25 protein-coding genes are annotated in these 26,497 nt (G+C 63.4%); 16 read left to right on the forward strand and 9 right to left on the reverse strand.

Going from position 1 to position 26,497, the window contains the following annotated elements:
- Positions 1–9: 9 nt before the first annotated feature.
- Complete coding sequence (locus tag GCN74_RS28660; protein WP_193316984.1) at positions 10–171, reverse strand: hypothetical protein; 162 nt, start codon at positions 169–171, stop codon at positions 10–12.
- Positions 172–224: 53 nt separating this feature from the next.
- Here GCN74_RS28660 and mnmH point away from each other — a divergent pair, with 53 nt between their 5' ends.
- The 11 genes from mnmH (at position 225) to GCN74_RS06085 (ending at position 8,338) form a co-directional block, all read left to right on the forward strand.
- Positions 225–1,316: a tRNA 2-selenouridine(34) synthase MnmH gene (mnmH, locus tag GCN74_RS06035; RefSeq protein ID WP_152255806.1), complete on the forward strand. Its 1,092-nt coding sequence runs from the start codon at positions 225–227 to the stop codon at positions 1,314–1,316.
- 43 nt (positions 1,317–1,359) lie between these two features.
- The gene (gene selD / locus GCN74_RS06040; protein WP_152255807.1) at positions 1,360–2,424 is read left to right on the forward strand and encodes a selenide, water dikinase SelD; all 1,065 of its coding nucleotides are present in this window, start codon (positions 1,360–1,362) and stop codon (positions 2,422–2,424) included.
- Positions 2,425–2,450: 26 nt separating this feature from the next.
- Positions 2,451–3,329 (forward strand): putative selenate ABC transporter substrate-binding protein, encoded by an 879-nt coding sequence (locus GCN74_RS06045; RefSeq protein ID WP_193316985.1) that lies wholly within the window; start codon positions 2,451–2,453, stop codon positions 3,327–3,329.
- Positions 3,330–3,441: 112 nt separating this feature from the next.
- Positions 3,442–4,254, forward strand: a complete 813-nt coding sequence (locus tag GCN74_RS06050; protein ID WP_152255808.1) for a phosphonate ABC transporter ATP-binding protein — start codon at positions 3,442–3,444, stop codon at positions 4,252–4,254.
- Positions 4,248–5,078 carry a PhnE/PtxC family ABC transporter permease gene (locus GCN74_RS06055; RefSeq protein WP_152255809.1) on the forward strand — a complete coding sequence of 277 codons (831 nt, stop codon included), beginning with the start codon at positions 4,248–4,250 and terminating at the stop codon, positions 5,076–5,078. Before GCN74_RS06050 ends, GCN74_RS06055 begins: the two co-directional genes overlap by 7 nt.
- On the forward strand, positions 5,075–5,875 hold the full coding sequence (gene phnE / locus GCN74_RS06060) for a phosphonate ABC transporter, permease protein PhnE (RefSeq protein ID WP_152255810.1): 801 nt from the start codon (positions 5,075–5,077) through the stop codon (positions 5,873–5,875). Before GCN74_RS06055 ends, phnE begins: the two co-directional genes overlap by 4 nt.
- A 28-nt stretch (positions 5,876–5,903) precedes the next feature.
- A complete protein-coding gene (locus tag GCN74_RS06065) occupies positions 5,904–6,269 on the forward strand; it encodes a hypothetical protein (RefSeq protein WP_152255811.1) in 366 nt (121 codons plus the stop codon).
- On the forward strand, positions 6,266–6,778 hold the full coding sequence (locus tag GCN74_RS06070; RefSeq protein ID WP_152255812.1) for a GNAT family N-acetyltransferase: 513 nt from the start codon (positions 6,266–6,268) through the stop codon (positions 6,776–6,778). Before GCN74_RS06065 ends, GCN74_RS06070 begins: the two co-directional genes overlap by 4 nt.
- Positions 6,779–6,959: 181 nt before the next feature.
- Positions 6,960–7,334: a hypothetical protein gene (locus GCN74_RS06075; protein WP_152255813.1), complete on the forward strand. Its 375-nt coding sequence runs from the start codon at positions 6,960–6,962 to the stop codon at positions 7,332–7,334.
- Positions 7,331–7,822, forward strand: a complete 492-nt coding sequence (locus tag GCN74_RS06080; protein ID WP_152255814.1) for a GNAT family N-acetyltransferase — start codon at positions 7,331–7,333, stop codon at positions 7,820–7,822. The genes GCN74_RS06075 and GCN74_RS06080 overlap by 4 nt, the downstream gene beginning before the upstream one ends.
- Before the next feature lie 93 nt (positions 7,823–7,915).
- The gene (locus GCN74_RS06085; RefSeq protein WP_193316986.1) at positions 7,916–8,338 is read left to right on the forward strand and encodes a DUF4019 domain-containing protein; all 423 of its coding nucleotides are present in this window, start codon (positions 7,916–7,918) and stop codon (positions 8,336–8,338) included.
- Positions 8,339–8,722: 384 nt separating this feature from the next.
- Here the strand turns inward: GCN74_RS06085 and GCN74_RS06090 are convergent, their stop codons facing one another.
- The 7 genes from GCN74_RS06090 to cyoA form a co-directional block, all read right to left on the reverse strand.
- Positions 8,723–9,259 carry a response regulator transcription factor gene (locus GCN74_RS06090; protein ID WP_034788474.1) on the reverse strand — a complete coding sequence of 179 codons (537 nt, stop codon included), beginning with the start codon at positions 9,257–9,259 and terminating at the stop codon, positions 8,723–8,725.
- Entirely contained in the window at positions 9,249–10,598 is a 1,350-nt protein-coding gene (locus GCN74_RS06095; RefSeq protein WP_152255816.1) for an ATP-binding protein, read from the reverse strand. The genes GCN74_RS06090 and GCN74_RS06095 overlap by 11 nt, the downstream gene beginning before the upstream one ends.
- Complete coding sequence (locus GCN74_RS06100; protein WP_152255817.1) at positions 10,582–11,415, reverse strand: SURF1 family protein; 834 nt, start codon at positions 11,413–11,415, stop codon at positions 10,582–10,584. Before GCN74_RS06100 ends, GCN74_RS06095 begins: the two co-directional genes overlap by 17 nt.
- The gene (gene cyoD / locus GCN74_RS06105) at positions 11,412–11,798 is read right to left on the reverse strand and encodes a cytochrome o ubiquinol oxidase subunit IV (protein WP_092797724.1); all 387 of its coding nucleotides are present in this window, start codon (positions 11,796–11,798) and stop codon (positions 11,412–11,414) included. Before cyoD ends, GCN74_RS06100 begins: the two co-directional genes overlap by 4 nt.
- Positions 11,795–12,433, reverse strand: coding sequence for a cytochrome o ubiquinol oxidase subunit III (cyoC, locus tag GCN74_RS06110; protein ID WP_152255818.1), 639 nt, complete (start codon positions 12,431–12,433; stop codon positions 11,795–11,797). Before cyoC ends, cyoD begins: the two co-directional genes overlap by 4 nt.
- The gene (gene cyoB / locus GCN74_RS06115) at positions 12,426–14,429 is read right to left on the reverse strand and encodes a cytochrome o ubiquinol oxidase subunit I (RefSeq protein WP_152255819.1); all 2,004 of its coding nucleotides are present in this window, start codon (positions 14,427–14,429) and stop codon (positions 12,426–12,428) included. The genes cyoC and cyoB overlap by 8 nt, the downstream gene beginning before the upstream one ends.
- Positions 14,430–14,513: 84 nt before the next feature.
- Positions 14,514–15,497, reverse strand: coding sequence for a ubiquinol oxidase subunit II (gene cyoA / locus GCN74_RS06120; protein ID WP_226938890.1), 984 nt, complete (start codon positions 15,495–15,497; stop codon positions 14,514–14,516).
- Positions 15,498–15,714: 217 nt separating this feature from the next.
- Here cyoA and GCN74_RS06125 point away from each other — a divergent pair, with 217 nt between their 5' ends.
- Positions 15,715–17,061 (forward strand): MFS transporter, encoded by a 1,347-nt coding sequence (locus GCN74_RS06125; RefSeq protein ID WP_152255820.1) that lies wholly within the window; start codon positions 15,715–15,717, stop codon positions 17,059–17,061.
- A 160-nt stretch (positions 17,062–17,221) separates the two neighbouring features.
- On the opposite strand, the gene GCN74_RS06130 is transcribed toward GCN74_RS06125, so the two are convergent.
- Positions 17,222–17,674 carry an Hsp20/alpha crystallin family protein gene (locus GCN74_RS06130; protein WP_152255821.1) on the reverse strand — a complete coding sequence of 151 codons (453 nt, stop codon included), beginning with the start codon at positions 17,672–17,674 and terminating at the stop codon, positions 17,222–17,224.
- Positions 17,675–17,982: 308 nt separating this feature from the next.
- On the opposite strand from GCN74_RS06130, the gene GCN74_RS06135 reads away from it, so the two are divergent.
- The 4 genes from GCN74_RS06135 to GCN74_RS06150 are packed head-to-tail and all read left to right on the forward strand — an operon-like array spanning position 17,983 to position 26,485.
- Positions 17,983–21,474 carry a response regulator gene (locus GCN74_RS06135; RefSeq protein WP_152255822.1) on the forward strand — a complete coding sequence of 1,164 codons (3,492 nt, stop codon included), beginning with the start codon at positions 17,983–17,985 and terminating at the stop codon, positions 21,472–21,474.
- 28 nt (positions 21,475–21,502) lie between these two features.
- On the forward strand, positions 21,503–22,381 hold the full coding sequence (locus tag GCN74_RS06140) for a CheR family methyltransferase (RefSeq protein WP_152255823.1): 879 nt from the start codon (positions 21,503–21,505) through the stop codon (positions 22,379–22,381).
- A complete protein-coding gene (locus GCN74_RS06145; protein WP_226938891.1) occupies positions 22,378–23,568 on the forward strand; it encodes a hybrid sensor histidine kinase/response regulator in 1,191 nt (396 codons plus the stop codon). Before GCN74_RS06140 ends, GCN74_RS06145 begins: the two co-directional genes overlap by 4 nt.
- Positions 23,569–23,575: 7 nt before the next feature.
- Positions 23,576–26,485, forward strand: a complete 2,910-nt coding sequence (locus GCN74_RS06150) for a PAS domain-containing protein (RefSeq protein ID WP_193316987.1) — start codon at positions 23,576–23,578, stop codon at positions 26,483–26,485.
- The last annotated feature ends 12 nt before the right edge of the window (positions 26,486–26,497 follow it).

Below are 26,497 nucleotides of genomic sequence, written 5' to 3' on the forward strand. Positions count from 1 at the left end.
CATGCACGATCAGGTCGATACCCGCGAGGAAATCCACGCGCTCGTCGTGCGCGCGTATTGCGCCTGTGCCTGGGCGACGACGCCCCGCACCGCCTGCCCCAGTTCTTCACGGCCATGCAGGACGGCGGCCAGGCGCGGCAACGCAAGGGGCGGCGTTTGCCCCCACGCCAACGGCCTTTATCGAGGATAATACGTCTTTCCCCATTCCAAGCAGCCGCGCCACGATGAAATACCCTGCAGTCCTGCCTTTCAGCGACATCCTGCCCCGTTTGAACGAGTTCGATGCCATCATCGATGTGCGCAGCCCGTCCGAGTTCGCGGAAGACCACTTGCCGGGCGCCATCAACCTGCCCGTGCTGGACGATGAAGAACGCGTGCGCGTGGGCACCCTGTACAAGCAGACGAGCGCCTTCGAGGCAAAGAAACTGGGCGCGGCGCTGATCGCGAAAAATATCGCGCGGCATATCGAGGATGGCTTCCTCGGCCACCCGCAGCACTGGAAACCGCTCGTCTACTGCTGGCGCGGCGGCAACCGCAGCGGCGCCATGGCGCACATCCTGGCGCGCATCGGCTGGCCCGTCACGCAGCTCGACGGCGGCTACAAGGAATACCGGCGCCACGTGAATGCGGAGCTGGCCACCCTGCCCGCCCGATTCGATTTCATCAACGTGCTGTGCGGCCCCACGGGCAGCGGCAAGAGCCGTTTGCTGCAGGTGCTGGACCGGCAAGGCGCGCAAGTGATCGACCTGGAGCAACTGGCGGCCCACCGCGGCTCCGTGCTGGGCGGCTTGCCCGAGGCCGAGCAGCCGGCGCAAAAGGCGTTTGAAAGCGCGCTGTGGCAGCAGCTGCGCCATTTCGACCCCGCGCTGCCCGTGTTCATCGAGTCCGAAAGCAAGAAAGTGGGCCGCTTGCGCGTGCCCGACGCGCTGATGGAGAAGATGCGCGCAGCCGCCTGCACGGACGTGCAGCTGGCCACGGAGCAGCGCGTGCAGCTGCTGATGCAGGATTACGAACATTACGTGGCCGACGCGGCGCGCCTGAACGTGCAGCTGGCCCTGTTGACGCAGCTGCATGGCAAGGAGAAAATTGCCCATTGGCAGCAACTGGCGACGGCGGGCCGCATGGCCGAGCTGGTGCAGGAATTGCTGGTGCAGCATTACGACCCCGTCTACCGCCAATCGATCGCCCGCAACTTCAGCCGCTACGCCCAGGCGACGCCGCTGCACTTGCCCGACATTTCAGAACATGCCTTTGAGCAAGCCGCACGCGCATTATGTGCTATCGTCGGCGACAACCGCACCGCCAGCGCCGCGTAGGCCGGCGCAGCTTTCAATGACCTTTTTGAGCAGGATGACGACCATGTCCGATAGCGCAGCAACACCAAATACTCCCATCCGGTTGACCGAATTTGCCCATGGCGGCGGCTGCGGCTGCAAAATTGCGCCGGGCGTGCTGGCCGACATTTTAAAGGGCAGCGGCGGCTTTCCCCTGCCGAAGGAATTGCTGGTCGGCATAGAAACCTCGGATGACGCGGCCGTCTACCAGCTTAACGACGAGCAGGCGCTGATCGCCACCACGGATTTCTTCATGCCCATCGTCGACGACCCGTTCGACTTTGGCCGCATCGCCGCCACCAACGCCATTTCCGACGTGTACGCCATGGGCGGCACGCCCATCATGGCGCTGGCCCTGGTCGGCATGCCGATCAACAAGCTGCCCGTGGAAACCATCGGCCTCATCTTGAAAGGCGGCGAAACCATCTGCGCCCAGGCCGGCATCCCCATCGCGGGCGGCCACACCATCGATTCCGTCGAACCGATCTACGGCCTGGTCGTGCTGGGCCTGGTCCACCCGTCGCAAGTGAAACGCAACGCGGGCGCGCGCGCCGGCGACAAGCTGGTATTGGGCAAGCCGATCGGCGTGGGCATCTTGTCGGCGGCGCTGAAGAAAAATGCGCTGGACGCGGATGGCTACGCTTCCCTGATCGCCAACACCACCAAATTGAATACCCCGGGCAAGAAACTGGCCCTGCTGGACGGCGTGCATGCGCTGACGGACGTGACGGGCTTCGGCTTGCTGGGCCACACCCTGGAACTGGCGCGCGGCGCCAGGTTGCAGGCGCGTATCGCCATGCAAGACGTGCCCCTGCTGCCGCAAGTGCAGCAACTGGCGCAGAACGGCAACATCACGGGTGCCTCGGGCCGCAACTGGCAAGGCTATGGCGCGCAAGTGCAGCTCGACGACGGCTTGAGCGCCATCGACAAGGCGATTCTGACGGACCCGCAGACGGCCGGCCCCCTGCTGGTGGCGTGCGCGCCGGAAGCCGTCGAGCAAGTGCTGGCGATTTTCCGCGCCGAAGGCTTTGGCGACGCCGTCGTCATCGGCGAGATGCAGGAAGGCAGTACCGGGGTTTCCGTAATCTAATGAATATTTTTTGCAAAGGCAGTCCCATGACCACATTCTCCAACTCATTTTCCAAGTTCCCCGCCATCCTGGCCACCGTCGCCGCCACCCTGGCCATCCACAGCGGCCTGGCGCAGGCACAGCAAGTGCTGCGCGTCTCCGCCATTCCCGACGAGGCGCCCACGGAATTGCAGCGCAAGTTCAAGCCGCTGGGCAGCTACCTGGAAAAAAAGCTGGGCATGAAGGTGGAATTTACGCCCGTGACCGACTACGCGGCATCCGTGGAAGGCTTGATCAATCACAAGCTCGACATGGTCTGGTTCGGCGGCTTTACCTTCGTGCAAGCGAACGTGCGCAGCGGCGGCAAGATCGTGCCCCTGGTGCAGCGCGAGGAAGACACGAAGTTCCGCTCCGTATTCGTCACCACCAGCAAGGACATCAACCAGTTGTCCGACCTGAAAGGCAAGAACTTCACGTTCGGCTCGGAATCGTCGACGTCGGGCCACTTGATGCCGCGCTACTACTTGCTGGCCGCCAAGATCAACCCGGACACGGACATGAAGCGCATCGCGTTTTCCGGCGCGCATGACGCCACCGTGGCGGCCGTCGCCGGCGGCAAGGTCGATGCGGGCACCTTGAATATCTCCGTGTGGGAAAAACTGCTGGAAGCAAAGAAAGTCGATCCCGCCAAGGTGCGCGTGTTCTACACGACCCCCGGCTACTACGATTACAACTGGAGCGTGCGCGCCGACATGAACCCCGCCGTGCGCAAGAAACTGACGGATGCCTTCCTGGCGCTGGACCCATCCACGCCTGAAGGCAAGGAAATCCTCGAACTGCAGCGCGCCACCAAGTTCATCCCCACCAAGGCGGAGAACTACAAGGATATCGAAGCGGCTGCGCGCAATGCGGGTTTGCTGAAGTAATTTCCGACACGCGGCAGAAATCCGGGGTCAGACCCGTCGGGTCTGACCCCGGCTCTTTGCCCCGGACTTCAATAGATGTAACAACTCTCCAGCAATCGTAGCCAACAAACGCATGACATTCCAACTTCACAAGGTCAGCGTCCACCACGCGGGCGCCGCCGGCCATGCGCTGGCCCTGCGCGAGCTGAGCCTGGACGTGGCCCAAGGTGAACAGATCGCCCTGATCGGCCCCTCCGGCGCCGGCAAGACCAGCCTGCTGCATACCCTGGCCTGCGCGCTGCGCCCCGAGTCCGGCACCTTGAGCATCCTTGGCACTTCGCCATGGCAAATCGGCAGCGGCGCACGCCACGCCTTGCGCGCGCGCCTGTTCCTGGCGCCGCAGACGCCGCCCTTGCCGCCGCGCCAGCGGGTCGTCAACGCCGTGCTGGCGGGCCGCTTGCCCCAATGGAGCTTGTGGACGGCCATCCGCTCGCTGCTGGCGCCCGTGGACCCGCGCGCCGCCTGGGACGCCTTGGCTAAATTCAACCTGCAGGATAAGCTGTATGCGCGGGTCGACCGCCTGTCCGGCGGCGAACGCCAGCGCTGCGGCATGGCCCGCGCGCTCGTGTCGGATGCGCAAGTGTTCCTCGTCGACGAACCGCTGTCCGCGCTCGACCCCACGCTGGCCTTGCAGACCATCCATGTGCTGCAGGCGGAAGCGACTGCGCGCCACGCCACCCTGATCTGCAGCCTGCACCAGGTGGATATCGCGCGCGCCTGTTTTCCCCGCATCGTCGCCCTGCGTGACGGCAAGATCGTCTTCGACTTGCCTGGCGCCGAAGTCAGCGACGCCATGATCGAAGCGCTGTACCGCAACAAGGCCGATCCCGCGCCGCAGTTCGAAGCCGTGGAAACGCAGCTGGACGCCGCGAGGCCCCTTTGCTGACGGGCACCGCCATCCCGCGCGACCCCGCCTGGCGCGGGCGCCTGACCGGCGCCGTCGTCGTGCTGCTCGTGCTGTGGCCGATGCTGGTGCAAGCGGAATTCAAGCCGTGGATTTTATGGGATGCGCAAAGCCTGGCCGCCACCTGGCAATTCCTTGCCAGTTTCGTGCCGCCCGCCCACTCGCTGGAATTCCTGCAACTGGTGGCCATTTCCAGTTGGGAAACCATTGCCATGGCCACGGCCGGCATGGCGCTGGCCATGCTGGGCGCCATCCCCCTGACCTTGCTGGTGACGGAACGCCTGTCCATTTCGCGCATCGGTTGCGGCCGGGTGTCGCCGCTGGCCGCCGGCGTGCGCCATGGCGTGCGCGCCCTGCTGGTGCTGCTGCGCAGCGTGCCGGAACTGGTGTGGGCACTATTACTGGTGCGCATCGTGGGCCTGGGGCCGACGGCGGGCGTGATCGCCATCGCCCTCACCTATTGCGGCATGCTGGGCAAGGTCTACGCGGAAATCCTCGAATCATCGGACGCAGCCGCCTGCAACGCGTTATTGCACAACGGCAGCGGCAGGCTGAAAGCCCTGCTGTATGGCGCCCTGCCCGAATCGGCCGCCGAACTGGTGTCCTACACGATCTACCGCTGGGAATGCGCGATCCGCGGCTCCGTCGTCATGGGTTTTGTCGGTGCGGGCGGCCTGGGCCAGCGCATGGATGAATCGATGAAGATGATGGCGGGCAGCGAACTGGCCACCATGCTGATGGTCTTCGTGCTGCTGGTGGCGGGCGCCGATGCCGTCTCGGCCATGCTGCGCCGGAGGCTGGCATGAAGAGCGATACGTCCATGCTGCCTGTTGCCGAGCCCGTGCGCTGGTCCACCTGGGCCTTGCTGGCCTGCTTGCTGCTGCTGGTCATCGCCAGCTTTGCCACCCTGCCCCTGAAATGGGGCGAGTTCTTCAGCGCCGACGCCGTGCGCACGAGCGCCGACTTCCTGCACGGCTTCGCGCCGCCCGAGCTGGCGCCGAACTTCCTGATGAAAGTGGGCGCGGCCACCTTCGAGACCCTGGCCATGTCCGCCATCGGCACGGTGATTGCCGCCGTGCTGGGCGCGCTGCTGGCCCTGCCCGCCAGCGGCCGTTTTGGCAATGTGGCGCGCAACGCGACACGGGGCGTGCTGAATGTGCTGCGCTCGATTCCCGAACTGGTGTGGGCCTCGATCCTGCTGATCGCCGCCGGACTGGGTCCGTTCGCGGGCACCCTGGCGCTGGCCCTGCACACGGTGGGCGTGCTGGGACGTTTGTTTGCCGACGCCTTCGAGAATTGCCCGCCCTTGCCGGCCGCCACCCTGCGCATCAATGGCGCGCGCCCCGCCGTGGCCTTCCTGTACGCCACCTTGCCGCAGTGCAGCCCGCAAATGATGTCGTACACCCTGTACCGCTGGGAAAACAATATCCGCGCCGCCGCCATCCTCGGCGTCGTCGGCGCGGGCGGCCTGGGGCAGATGCTGAAATACCATCTGTCCCTGTTCCAGATGCCCAGCGCCGCCACCGTCATCGTCGCCATGCTGCTGATGGTGGCGGCCGTCGATGGCCTCAGCTATGTGTTGCGGCGCGCCATGACACGCTGATCCGTTTAATTTTTTACAAGGAAGACCCATGTCCGGCTGGTGGACCATTATCTCGACTGAAACGCCGGAACAGATGGCAGATATGACGAAAGTCGGCAAGCAGGCATTCCTCGCCACCTGGGAAGCGGGCTTGTCCGGCGCCGACTGGATCGCGCAACTGTGTACGCAAGGCAAGGCCACCCAGCTGGCCTTCAACGGCTTTCCCAACCGCTACACGGCCACGGCGGACGTCATCGCGCCCCTGCTGCAGGCCGGCATCGCCGAAGCGCAGGAGGGCGAATTTCCCCGCGACCGGCCCACGGGCTGGCCCGGCAGCATCACCGTGCACGGCGAACGCATCGCCGCCTGCATGCCCGGGCAATTGCTGACCATCGAAGTGTGGGACCAGTCATGACGCCAGCGCTGATCATTCGCAAGGAAACCGCGGCCGACATCACCGCCATCGACCAGCTCACGCGCGAGGCGTTCCTGCACGCCGAACACACGGACCACACGGAACAGTTCATCGTGCACGCGCTGCGTGCCGCGGGCGCCTTGAGCGTGTCGCTGGTGGCCGAACTGCAAGGCGCCATCATCGGCCACGTGGCCGCTTCCCCCGTCAGCATCAGCGACGGCACGCCTTGCTGGTATGGGCTGGGTCCCGTTTCCGTTGCCCCTGACCATCAGCAACAGGGCGTGGGCAGCCAGCTCATAGGGCGATTGCTGGACGACTTGCGCCAGCTGGGCGCGGCCGGCTGCGTGGTGCTGGGCGATCCACGGTATTACGGGCGTTTCGGCTTCCGCTCGGACGCTGCCTTGGTCCTGCCGGGCGTGCCGGCCGAGTATTTCCAGGCACTGCATCTGGCGGGGTCCTTACCAACAGGCAACGTGACCTACCACCGCGCGTTTAAGGCCAACAGCTAGGCAAAGTCTTGCGCGCATACAACACTGCAGCATGCACGGGCACCGGCAAGGCGGTGATGCTGTTAATATTATCAAATACTTAAATGACTGGCGCCATCCATGGACGCGCGCCACGCCATTCAAGCATGACGGACGTCTTTCCCGCCTATGCGGGCCACCCTTGCATGGAATTGCCGGCACCATGAAAAATTTGTTTTTGGGTATTACCACCGCCTGCTGCGGGCTGTTCACCAACGCCAGCGCCGCCCCTGTCGAAGACTTTATCGGCACCTGGAAACTGGCACGCACCACGGTGCCGAACTATGTCGTCATCAAGCACGATGGCGACCGGCTCGTGGCGCTGCGCTATTCGCGCAATGTCCTCACCAGCAAGATCGTCGAACGGCGCTTTCCCGCCAGCTATGCGGACGGCGACGTGACCATCGCCGCGGGCGAGACAGTCATCGAAGCGCGCAGCGTGAATGACGTGGCGACCGTCACGATGCTGGCGGAAGCGTACAGAAAGATTTCCTCGTCCACGGACGCGCCCACCAGTGAAGGAATGCCGCAGACTTGAATCACATCCTCATCCGGTCCACCAACGCCGCCGACTGGCCGGCGCTGAAGTCCGCGCGCCTGGCCGCCCTGCTCGACGCCCCCACGGCCTTCGGCGCCAGCCACGCCAGCGCGGCAAGATTTTCCGATGCGGACTGGCGGCAGCGCGCCATCCCCACCCCGCAGCGCACGTTCTTCCTCGCCTTTGATGGAGAGCAAGCCATCGGCCTCGCCGCGCAAGTGGTGGGCGCCAATGGCGAGTGCCACCTGATCGCCATGTGGGTACATCCCGGCTATCGGGGCCGGGACGTGGCGCGCCAGCTGGTCGATGCCGTGAAGCAATGCGCTGTGGCCAACGGCCATCCGCGGCTGGTGCTCGACGTGGCGCCGGAAAACACCCGCGCGGCCGCGTTCTACCAGAAACAGGGCTTTGTCTTTTTACCGGAATGGGAGCCGCTGGAAAGCCATCCCCATATCCAGGTGCAGAAGATGGCGTGGCTGGCGGCGTGATGTTGCATGCACGCCGCCGCACATAAAAAAGGCTATGCCGGACCGACGTTTGGCGATAGTCTGGACGTCTGTTCAATACTTTCGGGAACCACCATGAAACTCCTCACATCGCTGTTCCTCGCCGCCGCCATGTTGGGCGCCCAGCCTGCCATGGCGCAGGAAACGAAGGATGTGGCGGCCGCCAGGCTGGCGGCGGAAAGCTGGCTCAAGCGCATGGATGCGGGCGATACTGCGGCCACCTGGGACAGCAGTGCCGCGTCGCTGCGCAGCGAAATGTCGAAGTCGAGCTGGAAGATGGTCGTCACGGCCGTGCACTGGCCGCTGGGCGAGTTCAAGTCGCGCAAGCTCAAGTCCGCCGCCCTGCAAAAGACCCCGGCCGGCAAGCCTGGCCAGGACAAGGTTGTCATCGACTACGTGAGCCAGTTTGAAAACAAGGCCAACGTGCAGGAAACCGTCACGACGGTGCTGGAAAAGGATTCCGTCTGGAAAGTATCGGGATATAACATCAACGGCTAGCCATCCGTCGCAGCACGACGCAGCCTGACCAACAACTGCAGAGGCCTGTCTTGGAAGTACAAACATTGATCATTCGCAAGGAAACCCCGGCCGACACCGGCGCCGTGACGCGCGCAGCCTGAATATTTCCAGGCCCTGGTGCTGGATGGGGCCTTGCCAACAGGCAACGTGCGCTACTTTGATGCCAAGCACTAACATGGGCAGGCCGCCGTGAGTATACGGCAGGGCAAGGTTCCCTGGCAGTGAGAACACCTCGCCTGGTTCCGCCAGCCACTGCGCGCGCGTTTCCGCGCAGACACTGTCATGTCCGCTTCGGCGGCGGCTTCAAGGTGCGCCAGCGCAGGCAGCGTCGTTTTGCGCAGGACAGCGAGCGCCTGCGCGGCCCTACTTCACCCGCTGCTTCTCCAGCTTCCTTGCCAGGGTACGCCGGTGCATGCCCAGCCTTCTCGCCGTTTCCGAGATATTGAAATCCGTCTCGGCCAGCATTTCGTGGATGCGTTCCCATTCCAGGGTCTTGATATTGGTGGCGCGGTTCGTCAGTTCGATGTCGGCATTGCCGGCCACGTGGCCGAAGGCAGCTTCGATATCGTCCGTGTTCGACGGCTTCGCCAGGTACTGGCAGGCGCCCAGCTTGATCGCTTCGACGGCCGTGCCGATGCTGGCGTAGCCCGTCAGCACGACGATCAGCATCTCCGGATCGTGCTGGTGCAGCATCTGCACGCAGGCCAGGCCCGAGGTATTGCCATTGAGTTTTAAGTCGACGACGGCGTAGTCGGGGCAATGCTGCTCCAGCAAGGCACTCGCTTCGTCGAAATTCGTGGCCAGGATGACCTGGTAGCCGCGCCGCTCGAACGAGCGGCCCAGGGTGCGGGCGAACGCGGCGTCGTCTTCCACGATCAACAACAGACGGTCATCCTGCATGGTGGTCGCTTTCTCTTTCCAATTTGATGGCCGCCAGCGGCAAGGCCAGGTGCACCACCGCCCCGCCCTGCACCCGGTTGCGCGCCGTCACCGTGCCGCCCAGGGTGCGCGCAACGTTGACCACCAGGAACAGACCGAGGCCGCCGCCGGGCTTGCCCTTGCTGCTTTGATACGGTTTGCCCAGGTGCGTCAGCATCGACGGCTCGAAGCCGGGGCCCGCATCGGTGATCACCAGGTGCAAGGCATCCGCTTCGCGCGTGGCTTCGAAACGCAGCCAGTCGGGCGACGCTTCCAGCGCATTGTCGAGCACATTGCAGATGGTTTGTTTCAGGGTCGAATCGAAGACGACGGGCACGTCGTGCTCGATGCGGTTATCGTACTCGAAATCATGGATGGGCCGGCTGCTGCGCCATTCGTCCACGAGATCGTTGAGGAAGGTGTTGATCGTCGTCTTCACGGACGATTCGCCGCGCGCCTCGCCCGCCGACAGCAAAATGCCGCTGACGATGCTCTTGCAGCGCTGCAATTGCGCCTGCATTTCCGTGATTTCTTCCAGCAATTCGCTGTTCTTGCTCAGTTCCGGCATGCGGCGCCAGTCGCCGAGGATGACGGACAGGGTCGCCAGCGGCGTGCCCAGCTCGTGCGCGGCGCCCGAAGCCAGCAAGCCCATGCGGATGATGTGCTCTTCTTCCGCCGCCCGCTGGCGCAAATCGGCCACCTTGGCGTCGCCGGCCCGCTGGTTGCGGTTGATGCGCGTGATGAACACCACGAGCAGGGCCGCGTTGAGGATGAAGCAGATCAGCAAGCCCTGCACGTACAGGCTGGAAAAGCCCCGCTCCGGGTCGATCGGCAGGATCAAAGGGCCGGGCAGCAGGGCCAGGCCGGCCAGGCACAGGCTGGTAATGGCCACCATGATCCAGGTCGACCACACTTCCAGCAGCACGGCGCTGAGGATGACTTGCAGCAAATACAGGAAGGCGAACGGATTGGTGATGCCGCCGCTCAGGTAGAGCTGGGCCGTCAGCACGGTGACGTCGACCAGCAGGGCGAGGAACAGGGCCGTGTTGGAGACGGGCTGGCGCTCGTGCCAGCGCAGCAGGCTGGCCAGGTTGAAGGCGATGAGGCAGGACAGCACTTCCAGCATGTAGGGCACGGGCAAGGCGATGCCCAGCCCCACGCCCACGCCGAAGATGGTGCTGATCTGGCCGATCACAGCCAGCCAGCGCAGCTGGATCAGCAGCTTCATGTTCTGGTGGCCGGCCGGATGTTCCATCTCGGCCGCCACCGTACCGCGTTCCAGTACCTCGCGGTTGGGCAGGATTTCAATCCTGCCCGGCATGGTCGCTTTCTTGCGAATGATCAAGGTTCTTGCTGCGGGAACGGCGGCGCTTGTCCTCGCGCACGATCCACCACGTGATACCGGCTACCATCAAGGCCAGCGCGAACCACGTCAGCGCATACACGAGGTGATTGTTGTGGAAGGAAACCACTGTCAGGCCGCCGACGGGGGCGTCGGCAGCCGTTTCCGACTTTGCCTTCGCGTCGACAAAATATGGCGCCACGTTGGTCAGCATGTGCGAGGCGCCGATGGCGGCCACGTCGCGCGAATACCAGTGCTGCGTGGCAGGACTGTTTTCGCGCAGGAAACCGCCGCCCGTCTCGCTGATGCGCAGCAAGCCGTCGACCTCGACGATGCCGGCCGGCGTGCCGGCGGCGATGCCTTCGCGCCTGGGCACGAAGCCGCGGTTGACCAGCACGGTGCTGCCGTCGGCCAGGCGCAAGGGCGTCACCAGCCAATAGCCGCTGCCCAGTGCCGTTGTTGCCTGCACCAGGGTATTGAAAATGGGGAGATACGTACCGGAGAGTCGCACATGGCGGTATTCATCCGTTTGCTGCGTGACCTTGGCCCAGGCTGCGGGTCCAGGTGCGTCCGTTGCGGGCGCATGTACGCGTTGTTCGACGCGCTCGATCAGGTCAAGCTTCCAGAAGAGGCGCTTGACTTGCCAGGTGCCCAGGGCACAGAAACCGGCAAACAAGATCCCCGCCAGCAAGGCCAGTGCATATCGCACGACCATGCCGCGTGGGCCTGGCGCGGCATCTTGCGATGCGGCGCCAGGGGCGCGCCCGGTGTTGCTTGGGCGCGGTTGACTCATCATGGAGCCGTTTTCGTATGCATGTACTCAGGCATCAGATCCGGCATCATGTTGTGGTTCATGTGGTACATGACCCACAGGGAACCGGCCATGGCAATACCCACGATCATGATCGTGAAGATCAGCGCCATCATGTTCCAGCCGCCTTCCGACTTGGTGTTCATGTGCAGGAAGTACACCATGTGTACCACGACTTGAACAGCCGCGAACGCCAGCAGGACCAGGCCCATGGTGCCCGAGTTGGTGATGGCTTTCGTCATCACCAGCCAGAAAGGAATGGCCGTCAGGATCACCGACAGGATGAAGCCGATGGCATAGCTTTTCAAGCTGCCATGGTCGTGCTGGTCATGGTGGTGGCTATCGCCGTGTGTGTGGTGGTCGCTCATGGCAGCACTCCCATCAGGTAGACAAAGGTGAAGACGCCGATCCAGATGACGTCCAGGAAATGCCAGAACAACGACAGGCACATCATGCGACGGCCGTTTTCCGGCGTCAGGCCATGCTTGTTCAACTGGAACATCAGGGTCACGAGCCAGATCACGCCGAACGTCACGTGCAAGCCGTGGGTACCGACCAGGGCGAAGAACGAGGACAGGAACGCGCTGCGCTGCGGACCGGCGCCTTCGTGGATCAGATGCATGAATTCATACATTTCCAGCGACAGGAAGGCCAGGCCGAACAGGCCCGTGATGGCCAGCCAGACCAGCGTGCTGCGCAATTGCTTGCGCTGCATGGCCAGCATGGCGAAACCGTAGGTGATCGACGACAGCAGCAGCATGGCCGTGTTGACGGCGACCAGCGGCAGGTCGAACAGCGCGGCACCCGTCGGGCCGTCCGCGTAGCTGCGGCCCAGCACTGCATAGGTGGCGAACAGACAGGCGAAGATCAGGCAATCGCTCATCAGGTAGAGCCAGAAACCCAGCAGGCTGCCGTTTTCCGGGTGGTGCTCGCGCACAAAGTAGCTGCGCGTGCTTGGTGCGGCGCCAGCGGCGCCGGTGTTATGGGCGATGGTATCAGACATGGCTGCTCAGCAATTTAGTATAAGCGTCTTCGGTACGGACCACTTCTTCCGCAGGAATGTAGTAATCGCGCTTGTAGTTAAAGGTATGGACGATGATGGCGGCCATCATGATCACGAAGCCAACGCTGGCAACGAGCCACATTTGCCAGATCAGGCCAAAGCCGACCAGAGCGGACAGTGCGGCGACCACGAAACCGGCCCAGGTGTTCTTCGGCATGTGGATCTTCGTGAAACCGGAGGTCGGACGCTGGTAACCGTGTTTCTTCATGTCGGTCCATGCATCGAGTTCGTGCACTTGTGGCGTGAAGGCAAAATTATAGTCTGGCGGTGGCGACGACGTCGCCCACTCCAGCGTACGGCCGCCCCATGGGTCGCCGGTGACGTCGCGCAGGGCGTGACGGTTGCGGAAACTCACATAGAACTGCATCAGCAGGGAAGCGATGCCCAGCGCGATCGAGACGGCGCCAAACCAGGCGATGATGGTCCAGATTTGCAACGATGGATCTTCAAAGTGGTTGACACGGCGGGTCACGCCCATCAGGCCCAGCACGTACAGCGGCATGAAGGCCAGGTAGAAGCCGACGAACCAGAACCAGAACGAGCACTTGCCCCAGAACGTGTCGAGCTTGTAGCCGAAGGCTTTCGGGAACCAGTAGTTGATTGCAGCAAACACACCGAAGACCACGCCGCCGATAATCACGTTATGGAAGTGGGCAATCAGGAACAGACTGTTGTGCAATACGAAGTCCGCTGGAGGTACGGCCAGCAGCACGCCGGTCATGCCGCCGATGGTGAAGGTGACCATGAAGCCAATCGTCCACAGCATGGGCAGTTCGAAGCGGATACGGCCGCGGTACATGGTAAACAGCCAGTTGAAGATCTTCGCGCCCGTCGGGATCGAAATGATCATCGTCGTGATGCCGAAGAAGGAGTTGACGCTGGCGCCCGAACCCATGGTAAAGAAGTGATGCAGCCATACCAGGTACGACAGGATCATGATGACGCAGGTGGCGTACACCATCGAGGCGTAGCCGAACAGGCGCTTGCTGCTGAACGTGGCGACCACTTCCGAGAACACGCCGAACAGCGGCAGGATCAGGATGTAGACTTCCGGGTGACCCCAGATCCAGATCAGGTTGACGTACATCATGGCGTTGCCGCCCAGTTCCGTCGTGAAGAAGTTAAAGCCGGCAACGCGGTCCAGCGACAGCATGGCCAATACGGCCGTCAGCACCGGGAAGGCGGCGACGATCAGGATGTTGGTGCACAGTGCCGTCCAGGTGAAAACGGGCATTTTCATCCAGGTCATGCCTGGCGCGCGCATCTTGACGATGGTGGCGATCAGGTTGACACCGGACAATAGCGTCCCGACCCCGGCAATCTGCAGCGACCATATGTAATAGTCTACCCCCACGTCCGGACTGCCGACGATGCCCGACAGCGGCGGATACGCCAGCCAGCCCGTGCGGGCGAATTCGCCGACGAACAGCGAGGCCATCACCAGGACGGCGCCCATGGTGGTCATCCAGAAGCTGAAGTTGTTGAGGAAAGGGAAAGCCACGTCGCGCGCGCCGATTTGCAGCGGCACCACGTAGTTCATCAGACCCGTCACGAAAGGCATCGCGACGAAGAAGATCATGATCACGCCGTGGGCGGTGAAGATCTGGTCGTAGTGATGCGGTGGCAGGAAGCCGGCGTTGTCGCCAAAGGCGACAGCCTGCTGGGTGCGCATCATGAGCGCGTCGGCAAAGCCGCGCAGCAGCATGACGAGGCCCAGGATCATGTACATGATACCGATTTTTTTATGGTCGATGCTGGTGATCCAGTCGCGCCACAGGGTACCCCAGACGCGGAAATACGTCAGTGCCGCAACGAGTGCGATACCGCCCAGGGCAACCATGGCAAAGGTCACCAGCAGGATAGGTTCGTGAAATGGAATTGCATCCCAAGTCAGACGGCCGAATATAAGCTTCGTCAGATCAATATGGTCTAGCATTGTTACTCTCAGAGAAAAAAGGGAGGCGCCAGGCAAGCGGCGCCAGTATCTGCAGCGCAATGCGCTGCGGGATTCATGCAGTCGTTACTTGGCTTGAACGCCCTTTTCAACTACTGCATCGCTAGCGACTACTGCCGTTACGGCCGCTACCGGGCTATTTGCCATCGTCAATTTGTATGGCTCGACCGGCGTCACGCACAGGGCGTCGGAAACGATGGTGCGGTTCAGGATTGCCTTGTACAGATCGCTAGGGACGGCGCTGTAGCGGCGGACCGGGTCGCGTTCGCTAGGCTTGGCCAGTTCCAGGTAGTCGTCGCGGTTCAGCGCGCCGCCACCGGCACGTGCCGATGCCACCCATTTGTCGAAGTCCGCATCGTTCACGCCGTGGAACTTGAAGCGCATGCCCGAGAAACCGGCACCGCTGTAGTTGGCGGAAAAGCCCTTGTATTCGCCAGGCTTGTTGATGACGGCATTCAACTGGGTTTCCATGCCCGGCATGGCGTAGATCTGACCTGCCAGTGCGGGGATGAAGAACGAGTTCATGACGGACGAAGCGGTGATCTTGAAGCGGATCGGACGGTCGACGGGCGCGTACAGTTCATTCACGGAAGCGATGCCTTGCTCCGGGTAGATGAACAGCCATTTCCAGTCCAGGGCCACCACTTCGACGATCATCGGTTTGTGGCTGGCAGGAATCGGACGGTTGGCGTCGATACGGCTCAGCGGACGATAAGGATCGAGGGTGTGGGTGCTGATCCAGGTCAGCAGGCCCAGCACGATGATGATCAGCAGGGGCGCGCCCCAGATGATCAGCTCGAGGCGAGTCGAGTGGTCCCAGTCCGGCTCGTATTTGGCCGCGGTGTTGTTTTTTCTATAGCGCCATGCGAAAAGCAGGGTCAGGGCGATTACCGGAACGATAATCAACAGCATCAGCAATGTCGAGATGACAATCAGATTGCCTTGCTGAACTGCGATGTCTCCGGACGGATTCAGTACCACCGTATTGCAACCAGCCAACAATGCGAGAGGTAAAAGAAGCAGTCCGCGACGAACTTTTAATGAAAACATACAGGAAAGTCCAGTACAGGGGATGAAGATATGGTACTGTATTCTCACTGGAGCGCGTTGGCAATTGGACGTTTTGTCCTACCCCTTGCTCGGATTTTCACTCGATGGTTGCGGAATTTTCCTACAACTATCTATTGAATAGTCCTACTCCGGGCGTGAGACACCCGGGGTATGTTACGCGTTGGCCGAACTCGAAACTATATTGGAGACGATCATCATGTCCAGCACGCGCATACACAGCGGGGATGTACCCGCCGACTTTTCCCCCCACTCCCTGCGCGACGCACGCGGGGCCGGCACGGTCGAATCGCATATCGACCCCGGTGAGATCGCCGTCGGCGTGATCATCGGCCGCGCTTCCGAATACTTTGACTTCTTTGTCTACGCCATCGCTTCGGTGCTGGTGTTTCCGCGCGTCTTCTTTCCGTTTGAAGAACGCCTGGAAGGGACTTTATATGCCTTCCTGATTTTCTCGTTCGCCTTCATCGCCCGGCCGTTCGGCACCGTGATCTTCATGGAGATCCAGCGCCGCATGGGACGCAGCGCCAAGCTGACGTTCGCCCTCTTCCTGCTGGGCGTGTCCACGGCCGGCATCGCCTTCCTGCCCACCTATTCCCACCTGGGCTTTGCCGCCATCATCTGGCTGTCCGTGCTGCGCATCGGCCAGGGCGTGGCGCTGGGCGGCTCATGGGACGGCCTGCCGTCGCTGCTGGCCCTGAACGCGCCGGAAAACAAGCGGGGATGGTACGCCATGCTGGGCCAGCTGGGCGCGCCCGCCGGCTTCCTGATCGCCGCCGGCCTGTTCTGGTTCATGCTGACCAGCCTGACGGACGAGGACTTCCTCGACTGGGGCTGGCGCTATCCGTTCTATGTGGCGTTCGCCATCAACGTGGTGGCCCTTTTTGCCCGTTTGCGCCTGGTATCGACGAACGAATATGCGCGCCTGCTCGACGAACGCGAACTGCAGCCCGTGAGCGTGTTTGAAATGAGCCGCGGCCAGGGCCGCAACGTGCTGATCGGCGCCCTGGCCGCACTGGCCAGCTACGCGCTGTTCCACCTGGTCACCGTGTTCCCGCTGTCGTGGATTTCCGTCTACCAGACCCGTTCCGCGCCGGACTTCCTGCAGATCCAGATGCTGGGTGCCGTGCTGGCCGCCATCGGCGTGGTGATTTCGGGCTTGCTGGCCGACAAAGTGGGCCGCCGCACCACCCTGGGCGTGCTGGCCGTGCTGATCGCCATCTTCAGCGCCTTCGTGCCGACCCTGATGGGGGGCGGCAATACGGGCCAGGACGTGTTCATCCTCGTGGGCTTCAGCCTGCTGGGCTTGTCCTACGGCCAGGCAGCCGGCGCCGTGACGGCCAACTTCCCTGCCCGCTTCCGCTATACGGGCGCGGCCCTGACGTCCGACCTGGCCTGGCTGGCCGGTGCCGGCTTCGCCCCGCTGGTGGCGCTGGGCCTGTCAGCCAACTTCGGCCTCGCCTACGTCAGCTTCTACCTGCTGTCGGGCGCCGTTGCCTCGCTGGCTGCCCTGAGCCTGAACCGGGCGCTGGAAATCCGCGACTGACAGACTGACATGAACAGACTGACATATATATAGAGAGAGGCAAACCGGGTGGCAGCGCGCCGCCACCCGGAAACACCCGAAAAGGCCCCTGAAACAAATACCCACAAACGCCGGCATCGTCCGGCGTTTTTTCATGCCCAGGCTTTGCGCCCGGCCCGTATCACTGTATCGCCAGTTGCCGCCCGCCCGTGCCCTCTTTCTTCGGCAAGTCCAGCTGCAGCACGCCATTCTGGTAACGCGCCTGCGCGCCGGCCTCGTCCACCTCATGCGGCAGCACGAAGCTGCGGTATTGCTGGCCGTACTCGCGTTCGCTGCGCACGACCTTGCCGCCGCCGTCGCGCATCACTTTTTCATCCTTGAGTTCAGCGCTGATGGACACGCGGTTGCCGTCGATGGAAACCTTGATATCGTCTTTATCGACGCCGGGAAGGTCCGCCTGCACCAGATAGGCTTGCTCGGTTTCGGAAATGTCGACACGCATGCGTCCATTGCCTACGTCGCGCATGCGCAAGGCGGGCGCGAAAAAATCGTGCATGAACTCTTCCATGTCGCTGAAGGGGTCGAAACGCCCCAGCGGGTGCTGCGGATCGCGGCGGGTCAAATGGTTGGCCATGATGTCCTCCTGCATGGGCTGGCTTGCACACGGTAACCTCCTGCCCCAACGTCTTGCGCTTGGCGCACGGACGCCACCACCTCTTGCATCTTAGGGCGTGAACGGCCAATCTCTTTGATCTACCTCAATCGTGACCCGCTTGATTTTCTTTGATTAGCATCTGTGCGCTGCCACGCATTGCATCTGCGTGCGGGTCCGCAACTGCCCCCAAGGCTGTTATGCTAGCGCACGCTATACATGCGCACCAGAAATGCCTGCACTTCCATTAAGATTGATTTTTTTGCCATAGGGCCACCACCACGGACATGATGAATACCAAGACCCCGATCGACTCCTTCAGCTTTCGCCGTATCCTGGCCCGCAACGTTATCTTGCCGCTGGTCATCGGGGTCGTCACGGCCCTCGTATTCGTGGGCCTGATCGCCTACCTGCTCTCGGCCTTGCGCTCGGTCGAGCATTCCGAACGGGTGATCGGCAATGCCAACGAAGTCATGAAATTGTCCGTCGACCTGGAGACAGGCATGCGCGGCTACTTGCTGACGGGCGATGAAACGTTCTTGGCGCCGTATAAATCGGGCAAGGCAAAGATCGCCGTGGAAATGAACACCCTGCTGGAACTAGTCTCCGACAGCCCCATCCAGGTGGACCGCCTGCGCCGCATCCGCGCGCTGCAAGGCCAGTGGATGGAGTACGCCGAAGCCGTCATCGCCCAGCGCCGCAGCAACCAGGAATTCCTCGCGCGCGTGCGCCAGGGCGAAGGCAAGCTGGAGTTTGACGAAATCCGCCGCGAATTCCTCACCTTCCTGTCCATGGAACAGCGGCTGCGCCAGGAGCGGGCCGATATGGCCGAGAGCCGCACCATGCTGGCCGTGCTGGTATTCCTCGTTCTCAGCCTGGGATTGTCGGGCCTGCTGGCCTACCTGGGCCGGCGCGAGCTGCTGCGCCTGTCCGAGATCTACAACGATGCGCTTGAGCAGCGCGGCAAGGACAACGACGTGCTGCAGGAGCAGGCGTGGCTGCGCACGGGCCAGACGGAACTGGCGGCCCACACGAGCGGCCAGCTGGGCTTGCCGCAACTGGGACGGCACGTGCTGGACTTCCTGGCCCACCGCCTGGAAGTGGCCGTGGCCACCCTGTACGTCGTCGACGACGATGGCAGCCTGCGCCGCACGGCCGTGTACGGTTTCAACGAACAGGGCGTGAAGGACAAGCAGGTCTTCAAGCTGGGCGAAGGCCTGGTGGGCGAGACGGCGCGCGAGAAGCGGCTCAAGCACATCAAGCAGTTGCCGCAGGATTACCTCACCGTGACGTCCGGCCTGGGCCATGGCGCGCCGCTGGAACTGGTCCTGGCGCCCGTCAACAATGAAGGCGTCGTCAACGGCGTCATCGAACTGGGCTTCACGCATCCCGTCAGCGCCCGCGCCAAGGAATGGCTGCACCTGATTGCGGCAAATGTCGGCACCTCGCTGGAAGCGGCCCTGTATCGCCAGCGCCTGCAAAACGTGCTGGAAGAAACCCAGCAGCTGAATGAGGAACTGGAAGTGCAGCAGGAAGAGCTGCGCACGGCCAATGAAGAGCTGGGCGAACAGTCGCGCGTGCTGGAACAGTCGCAAGCCCACCTGGAAGAGCAAAAGGCGGCGCTGGAGCAATCGAACGAGCAGCTGGCCGTGCAGGCGCTGTCGCTGGACCAGAAAAACATGGCCATCGGCCAGGCACACGCCCAGCTGGAAGCGCGCGCGGAAGAGCTGCAGCGGGCCAGCCGCTACAAGTCCGAATTCCTGGCAAATATGTCGCACGAGCTGCGCACGCCACTGAACAGCTCGCTGATCCTTTCCAAGCTGCTGTCTGACAACACCAGCGGCAACCTGACTCCGGAACAAGTAACGTTTGCGCAAACCATTTATTCGGCCGGCAACGATTTACTCACCCTCATCAACGATATCCTCGATATTTCCAAGGTCGAGGCGGGCAAGCTGGAACTGATGCCGGAAGCCGTACCCTTCGACGAGCTGCTCAGCAGCATGAAGATGCTGTTCGGCCCCCAGGCGCAGCAAAAGAAACTGGACTTTGACGTCAAGCTGGCGCCCGATGCCCCGCCGTCCTTCGTCAGCGACCGCCAGCGCCTCGAGCAGATCCTGAAGAACCTGCTGTCGAACGCCATCAAGTTCACGGATGCGGGCACGGTATCGTTGCACGTGGGCACCGATGCGGCCGGCAAGGTGCGTTTCCAGGTGCAGGATACGGGCATCGGCATCGCCGACGACCAGCAGCAGAAAATTTTCGACGCCTTCCACCAGGCCGACGGCACCACCAGCCGCCGCTATGGCGGCACGGGCCTGGGCCTGTCGATCTCGCGCGACCTGGCGGCCTTGCTGGGCGGCAGCATCGAACTGGCCAGCACGGCGGGCCAGGGCAGCACGTTCACCCTGGTGCTGCCGCACAGCATGCCCGAGCGCGCGCCGCAAGCCGCGCCGGCAACCGTGCCGACGCCGTCCACGCCCCAGCCGACCGCGAAGCCAGCGGCCGCCGCCCCCAAGCCGGCGCCCGCCGTCAAGCCCGTGCCCCTGCCCACCTTCCAGGACGACCGCGACAGCGTGCCAGCCATCAAGACGGGCCAGCGTTCCGTGCTGGTGATCGAGGATGAGCCGTCGTTCGCGGGCATCCTGTTCGACCTCGCGCATGAAATGCAGTACCGCTGCCTGGTGGCGCATGGCGCCGACGAGGGCTTGCGCCTGGCGGAAGAGTTCCTGCCCGACGCCATCCTGCTCGACATGGGCTTGCCGGACCGCCCGGGCTTGCTGGTCTTGCAGCAGCTCAAGGAAAATCCGCTGACGCGCCACATTCCCGTGCACATCGTATCCGGCAATGACCAGATGCAGGAAGCCATGCAGCTAGGCGCCATCGGCTACGCCACCAAGCCGCGCACGCGCGAGCAGTTGAAGGAGGTGTTCCGCAAGCTCGAATCGAAGTTCACGCAACAGATGAAGCGCATCCTGCTGGTCGAGGATGACGAACGCCAGCGCGAAAGCGTGGTGCACCTGATCAGCGACGACGACGTGGAAATCACGGCCGTGGCGCTGGGCGAGCAGGCGCTGGAATTGCTCAAAACGCAGATTTTCGACTGCATGATTATCGACCTCAAGCTGCCCGACATCCAGGGCAACGAATTGCTCGAACGCATGGAACATGAAGAGCTGTGCTCGTTCCCGCCCGTCATCGTCTACACGGGCCGCAACCTGAGCCGCGAGGAAGAAGCGGACCTGATGAAGTATTCGCGCTCCATCATCATCAAGGGCGCCCGCTCGCCCGAGCGCCTGCTGGACGAAGTCACCCTCTTCCTGCACAAGGTGGAATCGGAACTGTCGAGCGAGCGCCAGGGCATGCTGCAGCAGGTACGCAGCCGCGAGCGCGTGTTCGAAGGCCGCAAGATTTTGCTGGTGGACGACGACGTGCGCAATATCTTTGCCCTGACGAATGCGCTGGAACAAAAAGGCGTGGTGGTGGAAATCGGCCGCAACGGCTTCGAAGCCATCAGCAAGCTCAACAGCGTGGACGATATCGACCTCGTGTTGATGGATGTCATGATGCCGGGCATGGATGGCCTGGAAGCGACGCGCCTGATCCGCGCCGACGGCCGCTACAACAAGCTGCCCATCATCGCCATCACGGCCAAGGCCATGAAGAATGACCAGGAAGAATGCCTGCAGGCGGGCGCGTCCGACTACCTGGCCAAGCCGATCGACCTGGACCGCTTGTACTCGCTGCTGCGCGTGTGGATGCCGAAGATGGAACGCATGTGATGGCACGCCATGCCAGGGAGCGGCGCTGATGTCCCAGCGCTACACGGACACCCAACTGCACGCGCTGATGGAAGCGCTGTATCAGCGCTACAGCTATGATTTCCGCGACTATTCACTGCCCTCGCAGCGGCGCCGCCTGAATCACGCGCTCGAACGCTTCCACTGCGCGGACCTGGCAGCGCTGCAGCAGCTGGTGCTGGCCGATGCCGACGCCTTTGGCAGGCTGCTGCAGATTTTGACCGTGCCCGTCACGCAAATGTTCCGCGACCCCGCCTTTTTTCTCGCCCTGCGCGACCACGTGGTGCCCGTGCTGAAGACCTACCCATCGCCGACGATCTGGGTGGCCGGCTGCTGCACGGGCGAGGAAGCGCTGTCGCTGGCCATCGTGCTGCACGAGGAAGGCGTGCTCGAACGCAGCACGATCTACGCCACCGACATCAATCCGCAAGCGCTGGCCACGGCCGCGCGCGGCGTGTATCCGCTGCACCGCATGGCCGATTACGGCGACGGCTACCTGGCCGCGGGCGGCCTGGGCCAGTTGGCCGACTACTACACGGTCGAGCATGCGACGGCGCGTTTCCAGCAGCGCCTGCTCGACAGGATCAATTTTGCCGACCACAGCCTGTCCACGGACAGTGTTTTTATTGAAACGCAATTGATCTGCTGTCGCAATGTCCTGATTTACTTCAATAAAACCTTGCAGGAGCGGGCCCTGGGCCTGTTCCACGACTCGCTGTGCCACCGGGGCTTCCTGGGCCTGGGCAGCAAGGAAAGCACGCACTTCACCCGCTTTGCCGCCGACTTCGAGCCATTGCCGGGTCCCGAAAAGCTCTACCGCAAGCGTGCGCCGTCGCACGCCGCTTCCCACTACGCTGGACGGCAAAGCCATGCCAGGAATGACACATGATGAATGAAACAAGCACCAAACTGCTGATCGTCGACGATTTGCCGGAAAACCTGCGGGCGCTCAATGCGCTGATACGCGAAAGCGACCGCAGCGTCTACCAGGCGTCGTCGGGCGAAGAAGCGCTGGCCCTGCTGCTGGAACACGATTTCGCGCTGGCCATCCTCGACGTGCAGATGCCGGAGATGGATGGTTTTGAATTGGCACAATTGATGCGCGGCACGGAAAAAACGCGCCACATCCCCATCGTCTTCGTCACGGCGGCCGGCAAGGAAATGAATTTTGCCTTCCAGGGCTATGAAAGCGGCGCCGTCGACTTTTTGCACAAGCCGCTCGACATCAATGCCGTGCAAAGCAAGGTCAACGTCTTCGTGGCCCTGTACCAGCAGCGCAGCGAAACGCGGCGCCAGGTGCAGGCGCTGGAACACAGCCGCCAGCAGCAGGAAGCCTTATTAAAAGAACTGCGCGCCACCCAGGCTGAACTGCAGCGCTCGCTGCGCCTGCGCGACGAATTCATGTCCATGGTGGCGCACGAGCTGCGCACGCCCCTGAACACGCTGTTCCTGGAAACGCAGATGCGCACCGTCAACCTTGAACGGGGCAACCTGGCCGCCTTCGAGCCGGACAAGCTGAACAAGATGGTGGCGCGCGACGGGCGGCAAATCCGCAGCATGGTGCGCCTGATCGACGACATGCTCGACGTCTCGCGCATCACCAGCGGCAAGCTGTCGATCCGCCGCGAAGCCGTCGACCTGACCAGCCTCGTGCGCCGCGTGGCCGACGACCTGGGGCCGTACGCAGCCGCCACGGGCAGCGTGCTGGAAGTGCTGGCCTTCGAGCCCATCCAGGGCTACTGGGATGCCTTCCGCGTCGAGCAGATCGTTGTCAACCTGATCAGCAATGCCGTGCGCTACGGCCAGGGCCAGCCCGTGGAAATCAGCCTGGCGCATACGCAGAACAGCGCCGTCATCGAAGTGCGCGACCATGGCATCGGCATCAACGCGCGCGACCAGGAGCGCATCTTCGACGCCTTCGAGCGCGTCATGCACCAGGACCGCACGGGCGGCCTGGGCCTGGGCCTGTTCATCACCAAGCAGCTGGTCGATGCGCACGGCGGCGCCATCACCCTGCAAAGCCAGCCCGGCAATGGCGCCCTGTTCAGCGTCACCCTGCCGCTGGCCGGCAGCTGAGGCCCCCATGACCAGCACTCCCGCCTCCCGCAGCCAGGCCGGCACCAGCGGCGTGGCCTTTCTGCTGCAACTGGAACGCCGGCTGCGCCTGCTGCAAGACACGGGCGAGATCCTGTCCCTGTCGGCGCAACTGCTGGGGCAGCGCCTGGGCGCCCAGCAAGTGGCCTGCTTCGACATTGCCCAGGCCCTGCACTGCCCCACCCTCCAGCATGCCTGGAGCGACGGCCTGGCGCCGGGCGCCGCCGGCGAATATTTCCTCGGCGATTATGCCGCCCGCCTGGCCGATACGCTGTCTGCTGGCCAGGCATTGGCCGTCAGCGACGTGATGAACGACCCGCGCACGGCCATGCCGGCCGCGCTGGCCACGTTTGCGCGCCTGGACATCCGCGCCTTCCTGAACATTCCCATCGCCAAGGATGGTCAGCTGGAGGCCCTGTTCGTCGTGCACAGCCGCGCCGCGCGCCTGTGGCATGCGGACGAGATCGAACTGGCCGTGCAAGTATCGGAACGGGTCTGGTCCACCATCTTGCGGGCCCAGGCGGAATCGCGCCTGCGCGCCCTCAGTGCCAGCATGGAAACGCAAGTGGCCGAGCGCACGCGCGAATTCGGCCGCACCTGGAGCGTCAGCCCCGATTTGCTGGGCGTGCTCAACCTCGACGGCTATTTCGAGCACTCGAACCCCGCCTGGCAAGCCACCCTGGGCTGGTCGGCGGAGGAAATCCGCACGACGAAATTCCTCGAACTGGTCCACCCGGAAGACTTGCCGCGCACCTATGCAGCCTGGGATGCCGCCAACCAGGGCCAGCCGGCGCTGCGCTTTGAAAACCGCTACCGCCACAAGCTGGGCGGCTGGCACTGGCTGTCGTGGGTGGCCGTGCCCGAAGGCGACAAGGTGTATTGCAGCGCGCGCGACATCACGGTGGAAAAGAAACTGGAAGCGGACCTGGCCGCGCGCAACAGCGAGCGCGAGCGCCTGTGGCGCAGCGCGCAAGACCTGATGGTGGCCATCGATGCCGACGCCTGCTTTGCCGCCGTCAACCCGGCCGCCAGCGCCATCCTGGGCTGGCTGCCCGAGGAAATGCTGGGCCGCAGCATCTTCGACTTCGTGCTGCCCGACGATGCCGCCGCCACGCGCCAGGCGCTGGCACAGGTGACGCACGAAGCCATGCCCAGCTTTGAAAACCGCTACCGCCACCGCGAAGGCGGCCACCGCTGGCTGTCGTGGTCGGCAGCGCCCGAAGGCGACCTGGTGTTCGCCACGGGGCGCCACGTCACCCTGGAAAAGGAAGCGGAAAGCACCTTGCGCCGCATGCAGGAATCGCTGCGCCACAGCGAAATGGCCCTGCTGCAATCGCAGAAGCTCGAAGCGCTGGGCAAGCTGACGGGCGGCGTGGCCCATGATTTCAATAACGTCCTGCAAATTATTTCGGGCAATCTGCAGCTGCTGCAACTGAACCTGAACGACGACCCGCTGTCCGCCAAGCGCATCGCCAGCGCCTCGGCCGCCGTGGAACGGGGCGCCAAGCTGTCGGCCCAGCTGCTGGCGTTTGCCCGGCGCCAGCCGTTGAAACCGCTGGTGACGGACCTGGCGCACCTGCTGCGCTCGACGGAAGAACTGCTGCGGCGCGCCACGGGCGAAACCATCGAGACGCGCTTGCTGCTGGCCGACGACTGCTGGCGCGCCCTGGTCGACCCGCACCAGCTGGAAAACGTCATCCTCAACCTGGCCATCAACGCGCGCGACGCCATGGAAGGCCAGGGCCAGCTGACCATCGAGCTCAGTAACAGCGTGCTGGGCAGCGACTACGCGGCGCGCCATGCGGACGTGGCGCCCGGCGACTACGTGCAGCTGGCCGTGTCGGATACGGGCACGGGCATTCCCGCGGACCTGCTGGACAAGATTTTCGAACCGTTCTTCACGACGAAGAAGGAAGGCGAAGGCACGGGCCTCGGCTTGAGCATGGCGTACGGTTTCCTGCGCCAGAGCGGCGGCCACCTGACGGTGGACAGCGTGCCCGGCCATGGCAGCACCTTCCGCATCTACCTGCCGCGCTCGCTCGAAGCGGAGACGGAGCTGCCGCTGCAGCTGGGCGGCCCCGTGCTGGGCGGCAAGGAAACCATCCTCGTCGTGGAAGACGACGTACAGGTGCAGACGACGGTGGTGGACATGCTGCGCGGCCTCGGCTACGTCGTGCTGCGCGCCAGCGACGGCGAAAGCGCGCTGGCCATCGTGGGCAGCGGCGTGGCCATCGACCTGCTCTTCACGGACGTGGTGATGCCGGGCAAGGTGGCCAGCACGGCCCTGGCGCGCCAGGCCCGCATGCTGCTGCCGCAGCTGGCCGTCTTGTTTACTTCGGGCTACACGCAGGACGCCATCATGCAGGGCGGCCGACTGGAACCGGGCGTGGAATTGTTGAGCAAGCCGTACCGGCGCGAAGACCTGGCGCGGCGCATCCGCCACCTGCTGGCCAATGGCCGCCACGTGACGGCCCTGCACCAGTACCGCGCGCAGCTGGCGCCGCAGCCGCCCGCGCCGGGCTTGCGGCCCGGCATGCGTCACATCCTGCTGGTGGAAGACAATGCGGACGCACGCGCCATGACCAGCGACCTGCTGTCCATGCTGGGACACACGGTGCTGGCCGTCGGCACGGCCGAGGAAGCCTTACCCCTGCTGGGCACGCCGGGACTGGAGCTGCTGCTGACCGACATCAGCCTGCCGCACATGTCCGGCGTCGAGCTGGCCGAGCTGGCGGCCCGCGAGCGGCCGCAGCTGGAAGTGGTGTTTTCCACCGGCCATGCGCCCGCCAATTCCGGCGTGCTGGACCCGGCCGCGCGCTTCCTCGTCAAGCCATTTACCGTCGAACAACTACAGCAAGCCTTGCTGGCGCCCGCCGTCCCGCCTGCGCAACCGGCCTAAGCTGCCCAAGCT

This window comes from Janthinobacterium sp. FT14W, from assembly GCF_009208755.1.
Taxonomy (GTDB): domain Bacteria; phylum Pseudomonadota; class Gammaproteobacteria; order Burkholderiales; family Burkholderiaceae_D; genus Janthinobacterium; species Janthinobacterium violaceinigrum.

Bases quoted from the DNA above. Each gene is read 5' to 3' on its own strand.
- mnmH (WP_152255806.1), top strand. From the start codon at position 225: ATGAAATACCCTGCAGTCCTGCCTTTCAGCGACATCCTGCCCCGTTTG.
- selD (WP_152255807.1), top strand. From the start codon at position 1,360: ATGTCCGATAGCGCAGCAACACCAAATACTCCCATCCGGTTGACCGAA.
- GCN74_RS06045 (WP_193316985.1), top strand. From the start codon at position 2,451: ATGACCACATTCTCCAACTCATTTTCCAAGTTCCCCGCCATCCTGGCC.
- GCN74_RS06050 (WP_152255808.1), top strand. From the start codon at position 3,442: ATGACATTCCAACTTCACAAGGTCAGCGTCCACCACGCGGGCGCCGCC.
- phnE (WP_152255810.1), top strand. From the start codon at position 5,075: ATGAAGAGCGATACGTCCATGCTGCCTGTTGCCGAGCCCGTGCGCTGG.
- GCN74_RS06065 (WP_152255811.1), top strand. From the start codon at position 5,904: ATGTCCGGCTGGTGGACCATTATCTCGACTGAAACGCCGGAACAGATG.
- GCN74_RS06070 (WP_152255812.1), top strand. From the start codon at position 6,266: ATGACGCCAGCGCTGATCATTCGCAAGGAAACCGCGGCCGACATCACC.
- GCN74_RS06075 (WP_152255813.1), top strand. From the start codon at position 6,960: ATGAAAAATTTGTTTTTGGGTATTACCACCGCCTGCTGCGGGCTGTTC.
- GCN74_RS06085 (WP_193316986.1), top strand. From the start codon at position 7,916: ATGAAACTCCTCACATCGCTGTTCCTCGCCGCCGCCATGTTGGGCGCC.
- GCN74_RS06090 (WP_034788474.1), bottom strand. From the start codon at position 9,259: ATGCAGGATGACCGTCTGTTGTTGATCGTGGAAGACGACGCCGCGTTC.
- GCN74_RS06095 (WP_152255816.1), bottom strand. From the start codon at position 10,598: ATGCCGGGCAGGATTGAAATCCTGCCCAACCGCGAGGTACTGGAACGC.
- GCN74_RS06100 (WP_152255817.1), bottom strand. From the start codon at position 11,415: ATGATGAGTCAACCGCGCCCAAGCAACACCGGGCGCGCCCCTGGCGCC.
- cyoD (WP_092797724.1), bottom strand. From the start codon at position 11,798: ATGAGCGACCACCACACACACGGCGATAGCCACCACCATGACCAGCAC.
- cyoC (WP_152255818.1), bottom strand. From the start codon at position 12,433: ATGTCTGATACCATCGCCCATAACACCGGCGCCGCTGGCGCCGCACCA.
- cyoB (WP_152255819.1), bottom strand. From the start codon at position 14,429: ATGCTAGACCATATTGATCTGACGAAGCTTATATTCGGCCGTCTGACT.
- cyoA (WP_226938890.1), bottom strand. From the start codon at position 15,497: ATGTTTTCATTAAAAGTTCGTCGCGGACTGCTTCTTTTACCTCTCGCA.
- GCN74_RS06125 (WP_152255820.1), top strand. From the start codon at position 15,715: ATGTCCAGCACGCGCATACACAGCGGGGATGTACCCGCCGACTTTTCC.
- GCN74_RS06130 (WP_152255821.1), bottom strand. From the start codon at position 17,674: ATGGCCAACCATTTGACCCGCCGCGATCCGCAGCACCCGCTGGGGCGT.
- GCN74_RS06135 (WP_152255822.1), top strand. From the start codon at position 17,983: ATGAATACCAAGACCCCGATCGACTCCTTCAGCTTTCGCCGTATCCTG.
- GCN74_RS06140 (WP_152255823.1), top strand. From the start codon at position 21,503: ATGTCCCAGCGCTACACGGACACCCAACTGCACGCGCTGATGGAAGCG.
- GCN74_RS06145 (WP_226938891.1), top strand. From the start codon at position 22,378: ATGATGAATGAAACAAGCACCAAACTGCTGATCGTCGACGATTTGCCG.
- GCN74_RS06150 (WP_193316987.1), top strand. From the start codon at position 23,576: ATGACCAGCACTCCCGCCTCCCGCAGCCAGGCCGGCACCAGCGGCGTG.